This window comes from Streptomyces sp. CAU 1734, assembly GCF_039888735.1.
Taxonomy (GTDB): Bacteria; Actinomycetota; Actinomycetes; order Streptomycetales; family Streptomycetaceae; genus Streptomyces.
The window spans coordinates 1-12,244 of sequence record NZ_JBDQQP010000031.1; the positions used below are offsets into that span (position 1 = coordinate 1).

The window sequence follows — 12,244 nt, forward strand, 5'->3', positions numbered from 1 at the left end:
CCACTTCGCCCTCACCCGCCTCGCCGACAACGACACCCTCCACCACACCCCCATCGGCGTCATCCGCAACATCCAACGCCCCGTCTACGACACCCTCATGAACGACCAGCTCCACACCGCCACACAACAACAAGGCCCAGGAGACCTCGCCACCCTCCTCACCGGCAACGACACCTGGACCGTCCTCAACTGACACCCGCCGTGAACCCCGAACACGCGCCGAACCCCAGGGAGGGACGCCATGGCCTATGTGATCGCACAGCCCTGTGTCGACATCAGGGACCGGGCCTGCATCGACGAATGCCCCGTCGACTGCATCTACGAGGGCCCCCGAAAGCTCTACATCCATCCGGACGAGTGTGTGGACTGCGGGGCCTGCGAGCCCGTCTGCCCGGTGGAAGCGGTCTTCTACGACGAGGACCTTCCCGCCGAATGGGCCGGCTACCGTACCGCCGACGCCGAGATCTTCGAACCGCTGGGCGCCCCGGGCGGTGCGAGCGGCACCGGGCCGCTCGACGCCGATCACCCACTGGTCGCGGCCCGGCCGGTCGCGGTGCCCCAGTCCTGACCGAGGGCCTGCGCTCCGGCGGACACCCCGCCGGGCACCCGGTCAAGAAGCCGATCAGGAAACCGGCCAGGGATACGGCCGGTATCGATCACCGGAAGTCATGATCCAGGCCCGGTACAGGCCGAGTTCAGAGCGATTGCAGCGGTTCGAGAGAATGTGGTGGCGGTGGCGGGCAATTCTCGCCACCGCCCGTGGTTTTTCCGGCCCTGGCAGGTTTCACCGCCCGAACCACCGAACCAGCCGCACGCCCCTGACGGACGCACCTGCCCGGAGCCACGCGCGGGCAGATCACGCGGCCGGACCATTCAGGCCGCACGATCGACGATCGCCTTCGTCCCCGGCGCACCCCGGCGGACACATATGAGGAGCTGGAATGGACATCGCGTTCGACGCCTCCGCCACCGAACCGGCCGGGCGCGCCGCACCCGACGCGCTGACCCGCCACACCGAGGGCTTTCTCGCCCCCCTCCACTTACTCCACAGACCCGACACCCCCGAGGGGTTTCTGCTCGACGCCACCGCCCCCGTGGAGCAGCGCTTCGCGCTCTCCGCCGAACTGCCCCACGGACACGGGGTCTTCAATGACGGACCGGGCGGCTTCCACGATCTCCTCTTCGCCGCCGAATCCCTCCGCCAGGCCACCCACTTCGTCGCCCACCAGTATTTCCGGGTCCCCGCCGAACGCCCCGCCGTCTTCGTCTCCAGCGGTCTCGACATCAGCGGCCTCACCCCATGGCGCACCACCGGCCGCCCGGCCCATCTCACCCTGGACATCACCCTCACCCCGATGGATGTCGTCAACGGGGTCCCCCGCGGACTCGACTGCCGGGGCGGCATGGCGATCGACGGGGTCAGCTGCGGAACCGGCACCGCCCGGCTGCTCTTCCTCATGCCCGGGGTCTACCGCGCACACCGCGAACTCGGGCGCCGGGAGAGCCTGCGCGGATCCGTGCCGCCGCCGTCCGGCACCGAACGCGCCGTCATCCGGCCCGACCTGGTCGGCCGGGGAGCCGAACGCAATGTCCTGGTCGGACCACCACTGCGCGCGGTCGACGGTGAATTCGTCCTCCCCGTACTGCCCCCGGCCGGCCATGAACTCTTCGACGGCGAGCCCCAGGGCCACACCGCCGGACCGGTCTTCCTGGAGGCCTCCCGGCAGGCCGCCGTCGTGGTCGCCGGCGAACTGCACGGATTCCAGCCCGCCCACGCCGTACTGACCCACTGGTGGGGCTCCTTCCGCGGCTTCGGGGAAGCGGACCTCCCGCTCACCTGCACGGTCACCTCCCGGGACCCGCTCCGGGACTCCGCCGGACGCCCCGTCGTCCGGCTCCAGCTCACCTTCAGCCAGGGCAGCCGGGTCCTGTGCACCTCCTCCGCCACCCTGCTCCAGGACTGCTGACCCGCCCGCTCCACCGCCCCCACCCACACCCCCCACCCCTCCACACCCCCCACGCGATCGAGAGGAGCCAGTCATGCGTTTCCGGGTATTGGGGCCGGTGAGCCTGTCCCCCCGCACCCCATCGGCCGCGAAACCGCGTGCTCTGCTCGCCACCCTGCTGGTCCGGGCAGGCGAAGTGGTCTCGGCGCACAGCCTGATCGACGAGCTGTGGGGTACCGAACCACCGCGCACCGCGACCACCACACTCCAGGTGTACGTCTCCCAGCTGCGCAAGGTGCTCGCCGAAGGCGGCACCGGAGAAGGCGCCGGGACACTGCTCACCCGCGCCCCCGGCTATCTGCTCCAAGTGCCGGACAAGGAGAACGACTTCGACCTGCCCCGCTTCGAACGGCTGCGCACCGACGGGCGCGCCGCCTACCAGGAGAAGGATTTCAGCCACGCATCGCGGCTGCTCCAGAACGCCCTCGACCTCTGGGCCGGGCCCGCCCTCTCCGGCATTCCGCACGGCGTACGCCTGGAATCAGCCGCGATCCGCCTGGACGAACTCCGTATGGAGGTCCTCGAACAGCGGATCGTCGCCGACCTCCGGCTCGGCCGCCACCAGGAACTCGCCGGTGAACTCCTCGCCCTGGCCAATGAGCACCCCCTCAGGGAGACCCTGCACGGCCATCTCATGGTGGCGCTCCACCGGACCGGGCGCGGATCGGACGCCCTGCGGGTGTACGGCCGGCTCCGCCACTCCCTCGTCGACGAACTCGGCGTCGAACCCGGCCCCGCCCTCGCCCGCCTCCATGAACGCGTGCTGCGCCGCGACCCCACGCTCGACTGGCGCGGCAACCGCGCCGGCGGCACCCCCGCCGCCGGCCGCCCGGCCCCGGCCGGGGCAGCCGCGGACACCGCGCCCCGCCCCGCCGTCCCGGTGCCCAGCCTGCCCGCGGCGCCCGCCGGGTTCGTCGGGCGACACGCGGAGCTCTCCCACGGGGAACGCGCCCTGCGCGGCCTCGGCGGCCGGCCCCCCGCCCGTGTCCTGGCCGTCTCCGGCCGCGCCGGCGTCGGCAAGACCGCCCTCGCGCTCCAGCTCGCCCACCGCACCGCCGACCTCTTCCCCGACGGGAGCCTCCTGATCGGCCTGCGCGGCCACCACGGACGCCCGCTCAGCCCCGCGCAGGCGGCGGCGGCCCTGCTGCGCCGGCTGGCCGGCGACCGCCCCGCCCTGCCGCCCACCGACCCCGGCGAGCTGAACGAACTCCTCCGCCAGGCCCTGCACGGGCGCAGACTGCTGCTCGTCCTGGACGACGCGTCCTCCGAGGAACAGATCCGGCCACTTCTCCCGCCCGGTGACGGCAGCGCCGTCATCCTCACCGGCCGGCGCAGCGTCACGGCGCTCGACGGAACCGAACACCTCCTGCTGGACGCGGTCCTTCCCGACGAGGCCGTGGAACTCCTGCTCGCCGCCGGCGGGGAGCGCATCGCCGACGACCCGGACGCCGCGGCCGAGATCGCCCGGCTCTGCGGAAACCTTCCGCTCGCCCTGCGGGTGGCCGCCGCCGCGCTCACCGCGCGTCCGCACACCACCGCCGCCGCGCTCGCGGAACGGCTGCGCGATGAACGCACCCGGCTCGGCGTCCTGCGGGAGGGCGACCTCGATCTGCGCTCCAGCCTGCTGACCGGCTATCAGGAGGCCGGTCCCGCACAGCAGCGCGCCTTCCGCCTGCTGACCCTGGCCCCCGAACCCGCCTTCGCCGGCTGGACCGCCGCCGCGCTCCTGGGCACCACACCCCGGGCCGCCGAGGAGCTGGCCGAGGAACTCGTCCGCGCCCAGCTCCTGGAGGCCCGGCCCGGCGGCCGGGCCGCCCGCTACGGCTACCACGCCCTGCTCCGCGTACTCGCCGTCGAACTCCGCGAGGCCGACGGCCGCCACAGCCGGGAAGCCGTCGAACGGCTCTGCCGCGCCTATCTGGCACTGGCCCGCCAGGCCGACGGCCGGCTCACCCCCGGCCGGAGCCGGTACCCGCGCACCACCGCCGCCGACACCCGGAGCGGCACCGGCACCCTGCTGGACCGTGCCGCCGTCATCGGCACCAATCCGCTCCGCTGGTTCCGCGAGGAGTCGGCGGGCCTGGTCGAAGCCGTGAGACAGGCCCACGCCGCCGGCCTGTGGCCCCTGGTGTGGGAGCTCGCCGACAGCGCCGCCGGCTACTTCCAGGCCCACGCGGCCTGGGACGACTGGGAGGAGACCCACCGCCTCGCCCTGGAAGCGGCCCTGCGGGCCGGCGACACCGCCGCGGAGGCGGTCGTGCGCTACTCCCTCGGCGACCTCGCCTGGCAGCGCCGGGAGGCCCAGCGGGCGATGGAGCACTACACGGCCGCCAAGCACTGCTTCGACCGGGTCGCCGACCCGATCGGCGCGGCGCGCTGCCGGATCGGCATGGCGGACATCCTGCTCGGCCAGGGCCGGCTCCGCTCGGCCGCCCGCAAGTACGGCCGGGCGCTGGAGTACTGCTCCGCCGGGCGCGACCTGTGGGGCGGGGTCGCCGCGCTCAACGGCCTGGCCCTCATCAACCTGCGGCGGGACCGCCGCGAGGCCGCGATCGGGCAACTGGCGCAGTGCCGCCGGGTGGCGGAGCTCCTTGGCGACCGCCGCTGGGCCGAGTACACGCGCCGCACGGCCGCGCGCCTCGCCCTCGACGCGGCGGGGCGCGCGGCGGGGGCGGTCGAGGTCCGCCCCGGCATGTGGCTCATCGGCGCGTCGCCGGCACGCGCCGGACTGACCCTCCTCGGCGCGGCTGCCTCCGGCGGGGCGGAGTCCTGTGCGCCCTGCCCGTGATGCGGGTCCCTTTCCGGGGCTCCGCCCCGAGCCCGGCGCGGCTGCCTCCGGCGGGGCGGGGTGTGGTGCGCCCTCGCCCGTGGTGCGGGTGCCTTTCCGGGGCTCCGCCCCGGACCCGGCGCCTCAATCTCCCCCAGAGCTTTGCCTGGGAGGTACCCCCAGCGAGGCTGGATTTGCTTGCTCTCGTTCGCGGGTGCGGGCCTGTGTGTGGGCGGTGCCGCGTCCTCGCCCGCGTCCTTCGGGTCGCCCGTGGTGCGGGTGTCTTTCCGGGGCTCCGCCCCGAGCCCGGCGCCTCAAACGCCGGCGGGGCTGAATTTGCTCGCCCTCGTTCGCTGGTGCGGGCCGGTGCGTGGGCGGTGAGTTGTCGTTGCCCGTGTTGTTCGGGGTCCCGGGGTGCGGGCTTTCAGACGCCTTCGGCGCCTTGCGGTGCCTCGGGGTCTTGTTCCGTTCGCTCCCCTCCGGGGCGCGGGTACGGGGCGGGAGTGCTTGTGTCATGGCGGCCCGGGGGTCCTCCGGGCTCGACTCCTCAGAGCCGGCGGAAACCGGCCCCCTTGTCCCGTGCACCCGGGTATTGCCGCCGGCTCTTCCGGGGACGACCCTGCACACCCCCTCCACGGGCGTCGCCCGATAGGCGGCACCCGGTCGCAGCCATGCTTGTTGCTGGTGCGGGAGCGCCCGCCCAGAGGCACCCGCCCACTCTGACGCCCATCACCCACCCACCCCCGGGTGACGTTCCGGAGCGGGGTTCCCCGCCTTGTGAAACCGTCCCGGAACGCACGGACAGACAGAGCACTGTGATCACGCACTGGGCTTACTCGCGGAAGGGGGGACGCGCAGGAGCGGTACTGGGGCGTCAAGCGTGATTTGCGGCGCAAACCCGGGCGAACAAAACAAGACCGGGTGACCGCGCCGTAAATCATGCAGCCCCAGTACCGAACCGGAGCGGCACCCAACCCGCACACACAAGCACCCCGCCCAGGGCATACGGGTAACCCGTACACACGCAAGCCCAGCCGGCGATTGAGGCGGCGGCAACCCCGGGCCAGGGTGACCGAAACCCCGCCCCGCCAGCGGCAGACGCCGGGCCCGGGCTGGAACCCCGCAAACGCACACCAGCATCAGGCCCCGCCGGACGCACCGCCCACGCGGAGCTCCGGGGAGGGCTGAGGAGCCGGGTCCGGGGCCGGGGCCCGGAGGGGGCGCGGGAGGCCCCCGGGCCCCCTCCGACCGCGCAGCAAGTGCCGCCACTCCTCCGCACTGAACCGCGCCGGCTCCGTCCCGCTGATGAAGTCGTGCAGCACCGACAGGAACCGCTCCGGCGCCGCGCGGAAGGGAAAGTGGCCCGCGTCCTCGAAGATCTCCAGGCGGCTGCCCGGCATGGAGACATGGCCGAGCCCGGCGTGGATCGCCGGGACCACCATGTCCCTGCCGCCCCAGAGGAGCATCGTCGGCATGCCCTGTGTCAGATAGCTGCGGTCCAGCAGGGTGCCGATCTGGCCGCGCCAGTCGACCACCGCGCGCAGGGTCCGCACGAAGGCGCTCCGCGAGGTCGCGTCGGTGAGCGCGTCGACCGCGCGCAGCATCTCCGGCGCGTCGAGGCCCAGACCGGTCCTGAGGAGCTGGAACGCCTTCACGGACAGGCCCAGCTGCCATCGCACCGTGGGGAGTTGGAGGGCGGCCAGGGCCAGTCCGGCGCCGGGCAGGGTGGCGGCCCGCAGCAGGGGGGTGACCTGGCGGCCGATGCCGCCGCTGCCGACGAGGACCAGGCGCTCGGTGCGCTCCGGGAACTGGTAGGCGAACTGGGCGGCGACCGCGCCGCCCAGTGAGTGGCCGACCAGGGTGACGCGTTCGACGCCGAGGGCGCTGAGCAGATCCCGCAGGCCATTGGCGTACGCGCCCGGGGAGTAGTCGCCCCGGGGCTTGTCCGACGCTCCGTGGCCGAGCAGGTCCGGGGCGATGACCCGGTACCGGCCGGCCAGGCCGGGGATGATTCCGGCCCAGGTGGAGGAGGAGTCCCCGATGCCGTGGATCAGCACCACGGCATCGCCCTTGCCCGCCATCCGGTAGGCGTGCCGGTGGCCGTGGAGGGTGCGGCTGCGGAGGCGGATCTCATTGCCGTTCACGGCGCGGGGCCGGAGGCGGCTCCGCGGCGGGCGGTCGCCGCTGATGTCGGTGGTGGCCACGGCGGATCACGCCTCCCGGTGGTGTGGTCTGACCGCGGAGACCACGGCGGCGACCATGGAGACGGCGGCGGCCGACGCGCCCGCACCGCCCGCACCGCCCGCTCCGCCCGGCCCGGCGGGAGTCTCCTCCGCGGCCGGCTCGGGGGCCGGTTCCGGTTCGATGCCCAGGGACGCCAGGGAGCGCCAGGGCAGCACCGTGCCCAAGGTCCCGGAATGCGGCGGGGCGGGGGAGAGAGTGGTCAGAGAGGGCATGGCAACCGCCTTTCGGTCGGTACTCATGGGAGGCGTCCGGAATGGCGCGGTACCGCTGTGAGGGGAGGCCGCGGGGGCCGGGGGAGTACGGCGGAGAAGTCACTCGCCGGACCCGGACCCGGACCCGGAGCGCGGGCGCGGGCCCGAACCCGAACCCCAGCCCGACCCCGACCCCGACCCCGACCCCGAACCCCAGCCCGAGCGCGCCCCGCCCGCCCCGCCCGCCCCGCCCGTCTCGGCGGCTACCGGCGGCCCGGGCCGGCGCGGCGCGGCATGCCGGCCCGCACCGCCCCCGGCGGGCGCACCCGTGAACCGGGCCCGCAGCAGCGAGCCGATCAGCCACTTGCGCATCGCGCCCAGATGCGCGGGCGAGCCGTGCACATCGTCGAACTCCTTGAAGCGCACCCGGGGCAGCGCCGAGCCGAGCAGCTGCCGTTCGCCGGGCGGGATGATCTCGTCCCGGGCGCTGACCACGTAGCCGACGGGGATCCGGACGGCGCTCAGGGTGTCCGGGCCGAGCGGGAAGTCCCGCAGCAGCAGCCGGAGCCGGTCGTGGTCGGCCGCGCCGGTCAGCCGGCGCAGGGTCTCCGCGGTGATGCCCGGTACCCGGGGCCACCAGAGCGGGTCGGTGAAGAAGCCGGCCACCGGGGCGCCGACGGTGTGCACACTGCGGATCCTGGGGTCGTCGGCCGCCGCCCGCAGCGCGAGATGGCCGCTGAAGCTGAGGCCGAGCACGGAGGTCCTGGCGATGTCGGCCCGGCCCGCGAGGGTGTTGAGGAGGAAGGGCAGCAGCCGCCAGGAGTCGGCCCGGTAGCGCAGGGTGTTCTCGCCGACGCCCGGCATCTCGGTGGCGACGGCGGCGTATCCGAGCCGGGCGAGTCTGGGCAGCAGCGGCGCCCACTGCTCCTTGACGCTGACGATGCCGCCCATGATCACCACCAGCGGTCGGGGCCGGCGGGCGTCGAGCCCGGCCGCCCAGCCGGCGAGGGTGCCCTCGGGGTGGGTGAACTCCAGCCGCTCGATGCCCCGCCGGCGGCGCCAGTCGTCGAAGGTCCGTACGCAGTTGCGCTGTGCCCTGAGACGGTCCTCGTCGCCGTGGTGGGGGAATCTGGCGAGTGCGTACCGCCGGCAGGCGTCGAGGGGGCGGCCGGCGATGGCCATCCGGTCGGCCTCGGCGGTCCAGACCCGGGCCCAGGAGCCGGGGTCGCCGGGCTCGTCGCTGGTGATCCGGGGGAGCACCGCCGCGACGCGGCGTTCGGTGATTCCCTGGCCGCGTGCGTGGAGCCGGGCGAATTCCTTGAGTTCTTCGAGGTGGTTCACTGGCTGTCCCTCCGTCTCCCTGGATGGCGAGGGCCGGTCCCGGGTGGGTCGGCCCGTGGGCCTTCCTGGATGTACGAGGTGCCGGGCGGTGGTGCGGGGCGTGATCCGCGGCCCGCACGGGCCGAATGCGGAACGGTCCGTGCGGGCCGCGGAGCCCCGCGCCGTGCGGCGGGCGCGGTGCCGGAGTGTGGGGGGTGCTCCGGCGGAGCGCCCGCCAGGAGAAGATCCTGGACGTCCGCCCTTAAGGACCGCTTGACGCCCGGCTGTGCCGCGGGCGAGCGGGGACCGCGCCGCGCGCACGGAAGGGCGCCGTGGCCCAAGGGTGTTCGTCCCTTGGGCCACGGCGCCCCTCGGCGGTCCGGGCGCACCGGCTCACCAGAGTCCGGCCGGATCCTCCGCCCCGTGCTCCTCGTCCTCCGGGTCGTCCTCGCCCAGTGCCTCGGTCACCGCGGCGACCACGCGCGGGTCGATCATCGTGCGGGCCGCCGTATCCCGTACATCGCCGAAACCGGAGTCGCTGACCGCGACGCTGACGGCATAGCCGCCGTCCACCGCGAAGGTGCCGAACTCCCACTCGACCCCGGTTCCGGGGGCGCCGTCCGGTGCCAGTACCCGTGCGGGCTGGCCATCGGGGCCGAAGCCGAAATCGGTGAACCGGAACCGCATGCCCTGTCCGATCGCCTTGCTGTACGCCTCCTTGAGCGTCCACAGGCGCACCAGCGCGGCGCTCCGCTCCTCCGTCGGCAGCCGTGCCAGCGCGGTCAGTTCATGGGGTGTACACACATGACGGTGCAGGCCGCGCGTGTACAGCGGGCGGCTCTCCAGCTCCGCGTCCACCCCGATCAGGCCCCGGGTGGTGAGGCCGATCAGCAGCAGATCCTCGGTGTGGCTCAGGCTGATGTCCACCGCGTCGCAGCCCCGCAGATAGGGCCGGCCGGTGGGCCCGTACCCGAGCTCGATCACCTGCGGCGGCACCCGGAGCGCCACCGCGGCGGCGAACTTCAGCAGTACCCGGGAGGCGGCGAACCGCATCCGGACATCCGGATGGGTCATCTCCAGATACCGCTCCCAGTCCCGTCCCAGCAGGGCGCGCAGCCGCGGGCCGCCCGCCTGGTCCGGACGCCAGTCGGCGAGCCGGGCGTGAAGCACCGCGACCGAGTGTTCCTCCAGATCGGCGCGGACCCGGTCCCATGCTCCGTCACGTCCGGAGATTTTGACCGGTTCCCCGAACGAGGGGCTTGATGCCGTCCTCCTCCGCGCCGTCATCGAACCCCTCCAAGGTGGTCTTGAGATCACCGAGCACATCGGCCGCGGTGGCGCCGTCGATGATCCGGTGGTCGAAGGTGAGCCCGAGCCGCATCACCGGGGCGATCGCCAGCCGGCCGTCCCTGACGACGGGGCGGTCGGCGATCTGTCCCGCGCAGAGTGTGACGGCCGTTCCCCCGATGGAGTGGAAGCCGTCCACGGGCCGGTGACCGAGCGAGCTGACCGACACGGTGCCGAGGACCGCCGGACGCCCGGCCGCGGAGCGCAGCGCGGCGGCGAAGGCGAGCCGTCCGAGCGGCACCGGCAGCCGGTCCAGCAGCCGTACCCCGCGGAACTCCGGCAGTGCGGCGGTGCCGGGTGCCCGGTAGCGGTCGATCCGCTCCTGCACACTCGCCAGACCGGCGCTCTCCAGGCCGGGCAGCAGTGCCGAGAGCACCGTCCGCTCGCCGTTCACGGTCCGGTCCAGCGCCAGCTTGGCGGTGACGCCGGGGAAGCGGACCGTGCGCGGCGCGCGCAGCCCGAAGGGCCGTCCCGGCACCAGTGCGGCATTGGCCTCCGGATACCGGTGCAGCACCCGGCCGGTCGCGTACAGCAGATACGCGACCACCGAGTGGCGCCGTCCGGACGCGCGGGCCGCGGCCCGGTGCGCGGTGACCCGGGTCATGTCCACATCCGTGTCCAGATGCACGGGCCGCTGGCGGGCGGCGTGCTCCAGGAAGTAGAGCGTGTGCAGCCGGTGGCGTTCGGACCGCGCGGTCACGGGCGCCCCGGAGGTCCGGGGCGGCCGGAACCCGGGCCCGGAGGGCGCAGTCACGTCTGGACCGCCAGCCGGTAGATCTCCTGGAGACTCCGTGCCTCCAGGAGCCGGCCGACGGGTAGTTGCCTGCCGGTGGTCTGCTCCAGCACGGTGACCAGCTTCAGCAGGTAGAGCGAGTCCCATTCGGGTAGTTGGTCGAGATCGCTGGCGACCTCGTGGTCCTCGATGGGCATGCCCAGTTCATCCCTGACGAGGCGGACGAATTCATTGACGGTCTGCATGGGTACGGCCCTCCCGGGCGCGGAGCGGATGGCGGTCCTGACGGCTTCGGCGGAGTGGTGGTGACACGGCGGCTCGCCGCGGCGCGTTCGGCGCGGTGTCGGACGGATGGACGGGGCGGGCCGGGCCCGGCGGGTCCTGCCCGCCGGCGCGGGTGGTCACGGAGTGGGTACGGCGCGGTCCGGACGGGTCCGGCACCGCACCGCGGCCCGTCGGCGGGGGTTCAGTACTACACCGCGATTCAGTACGACACGCCCGGTACGGAGCGGCGGCGCAATTTCACGCCAACCGCGGCTGTGCACTACACCGCGGTTCACCGCTCCGGCGCCGGAACCTTCACTCTTTCTCCAGGGCGAATCCCGATTTGATCCACTTGCTGGACTCCACGGCGACGGCCAGGGCCCGCTGCCCCTCCGTCATTTTGCCCAGCAGATCCTCCAGTTGGAGGAAGGGCAGGGCATTGCCGTTGTTCCCGGTCTCGGCCACACACGACACCTCGACCGCGCCGGGCAGGCCCAGCTGCCGGGCGATGCGCCGGGTCATGCGGCCGGAGAGCTGGGGCGGCAGCAGGAAGTCCACCTGGTCGGTGGACCAGCCCAGGTCCTCCAGCAGTTCCCAGAGGATCTCCTCGGCGATGACCGGCACGAACTCCTCGATGGCCTTGTAGTCCTCCCGCACCGCCTGCCGGTCCTCGAACCGGTCCGCGAGCCCGAACCACTCGATCACCTGGCCGGGTTCACGGCCCAGACCGGTGAAGCGATTCAGCACCCGGCGCAGCGCGACCCGGTGGCCGCGCGGGCCGGCGGTGAGCACCGCGGCCCCCGCCCCGTCCCCGAAGAGCACGTAGTTCACCAGGTCGCTGGGGGCGGCGCCGGACAGATCCCGGTCCAGATCGAGGTGTTTGCTGCACACATCGCCGCCGATCACCAGACCGGCCCGGTATCCGCCGCCGGTGATCAGGGTGCGGCCCAGCTCCAGCGCCTGCACGGCACCGGCGCAGCCGGACTGGAGCTGATAGGTGGGGATCTGGTCGAGTCCGAGCTGGTCGGCGACATGGTTGACGGTGGCGGGCATCAGATGGTCCGGCGTCGCGGTGCCCATCACCACGAATTCGATGTCCTCCGCGGCCACCCCGGAGGAGGCGATGGCCCGCTCGGCGGCCTCGGCGCAGATGTCCGCCAGCGACCAGCGGACCTCGCCGCTGTCCAGATCCCGGGCGAAGTGCCGGGTCCGGGTGCCGATGAAGACATCGATCCACTCCTCGTTGACGCCGAGGGTCCGGGCGAGCTTGGCATTGTCCACCGGTTCGCCGGGCAGTGAGGTGCCGACCCCGGCGAGATAGGCGGTCACCTCGCCGGACCCGCCGGACCCGCCGGACCCGGCCGCCGCCGAC

10 protein-coding genes and 1 pseudogene are annotated in these 12,244 nt (G+C 73.6%); 4 read left to right on the forward strand and 7 right to left on the reverse strand.

Annotated features, from left to right (window positions below):
* The 4 genes and pseudogenes from AAFN69_RS34575 to AAFN69_RS34590 all read left to right on the forward strand — a co-directional run.
* Nucleotides 1–193 (forward strand): annotated as a pseudogene (locus AAFN69_RS34575) (2-oxoacid:ferredoxin oxidoreductase subunit beta); the annotation flags it as partial.
* Nucleotides 194–241: 48 nt separating this feature from the next.
* On the forward strand, nt 242–568 hold the full coding sequence (fdxA, locus tag AAFN69_RS34580; RefSeq protein WP_347732912.1) for a ferredoxin: 327 nt from the start codon (nt 242–244) through the stop codon (nt 566–568).
* Nucleotides 569–941: 373 nt separating this feature from the next.
* Nucleotides 942–1,967, forward strand: coding sequence for an AfsA-related hotdog domain-containing protein (locus tag AAFN69_RS34585; protein ID WP_347732913.1), 1,026 nt, complete (start codon nt 942–944; stop codon nt 1,965–1,967).
* A 73-nt stretch (nt 1,968–2,040) separates the two neighbouring features.
* Nucleotides 2,041–4,794, forward strand: coding sequence for a BTAD domain-containing putative transcriptional regulator (locus AAFN69_RS34590; protein ID WP_347732914.1), 2,754 nt, complete (start codon nt 2,041–2,043; stop codon nt 4,792–4,794).
* Between the two features lie 1,118 nt (nt 4,795–5,912).
* On the opposite strand, the gene AAFN69_RS34595 is transcribed toward AAFN69_RS34590, so the two are convergent.
* The 7 genes from AAFN69_RS34595 to AAFN69_RS34625 form a co-directional block, all read right to left on the reverse strand.
* Nucleotides 5,913–6,977: an alpha/beta hydrolase gene (locus AAFN69_RS34595; protein WP_347732915.1), complete on the reverse strand. Its 1,065-nt coding sequence runs from the start codon at nt 6,975–6,977 to the stop codon at nt 5,913–5,915.
* A gap of 6 nt (nt 6,978–6,983) precedes the next feature.
* Nucleotides 6,984–7,229 (reverse strand): hypothetical protein, encoded by a 246-nt coding sequence (locus tag AAFN69_RS34600; protein WP_347732916.1) that lies wholly within the window; start codon nt 7,227–7,229, stop codon nt 6,984–6,986.
* A 99-nt stretch (nt 7,230–7,328) separates the two neighbouring features.
* Nucleotides 7,329–8,549: an alpha/beta hydrolase gene (locus tag AAFN69_RS34605; RefSeq protein ID WP_347732917.1), complete on the reverse strand. Its 1,221-nt coding sequence runs from the start codon at nt 8,547–8,549 to the stop codon at nt 7,329–7,331.
* 372 nt (nt 8,550–8,921) lie between these two features.
* Nucleotides 8,922–9,815 carry a 4'-phosphopantetheinyl transferase superfamily protein gene (locus AAFN69_RS34610; protein ID WP_347732918.1) on the reverse strand — a complete coding sequence of 298 codons (894 nt, stop codon included), beginning with the start codon at nt 9,813–9,815 and terminating at the stop codon, nt 8,922–8,924.
* The gene (locus AAFN69_RS34615) at nt 9,748–10,575 is read right to left on the reverse strand and encodes a 2-oxo acid dehydrogenase subunit E2 (protein ID WP_347732919.1); all 828 of its coding nucleotides are present in this window, start codon (nt 10,573–10,575) and stop codon (nt 9,748–9,750) included. Before AAFN69_RS34615 ends, AAFN69_RS34610 begins: the two co-directional genes overlap by 68 nt.
* Before the next feature lie 50 nt (nt 10,576–10,625).
* The gene (locus AAFN69_RS34620) at nt 10,626–10,853 is read right to left on the reverse strand and encodes an acyl carrier protein (protein ID WP_347732920.1); all 228 of its coding nucleotides are present in this window, start codon (nt 10,851–10,853) and stop codon (nt 10,626–10,628) included.
* Between the two features lie 334 nt (nt 10,854–11,187).
* Nucleotides 11,188–12,201 (reverse strand): 3-oxoacyl-ACP synthase III family protein, encoded by a 1,014-nt coding sequence (locus tag AAFN69_RS34625; protein WP_347732921.1) that lies wholly within the window; start codon nt 12,199–12,201, stop codon nt 11,188–11,190.
* Between the last annotated feature and the right edge of the window lie 43 nt (nt 12,202–12,244).

Bases quoted from the DNA above. Each gene is read 5' to 3' on its own strand.
- AAFN69_RS34610 (WP_347732918.1), bottom strand. From the start codon at position 9,815: ATGACGGCGCGGAGGAGGACGGCATCAAGCCCCTCGTTCGGGGAACCG.
- AAFN69_RS34620 (WP_347732920.1), bottom strand. From the start codon at position 10,853: ATGCAGACCGTCAATGAATTCGTCCGCCTCGTCAGGGATGAACTGGGC.
- AAFN69_RS34585 (WP_347732913.1), top strand. From the start codon at position 942: ATGGACATCGCGTTCGACGCCTCCGCCACCGAACCGGCCGGGCGCGCC.
- fdxA (WP_347732912.1), top strand. From the start codon at position 242: ATGGCCTATGTGATCGCACAGCCCTGTGTCGACATCAGGGACCGGGCC.
- AAFN69_RS34600 (WP_347732916.1), bottom strand. From the start codon at position 7,229: ATGCCCTCTCTGACCACTCTCTCCCCCGCCCCGCCGCATTCCGGGACC.
- AAFN69_RS34590 (WP_347732914.1), top strand. From the start codon at position 2,041: ATGCGTTTCCGGGTATTGGGGCCGGTGAGCCTGTCCCCCCGCACCCCA.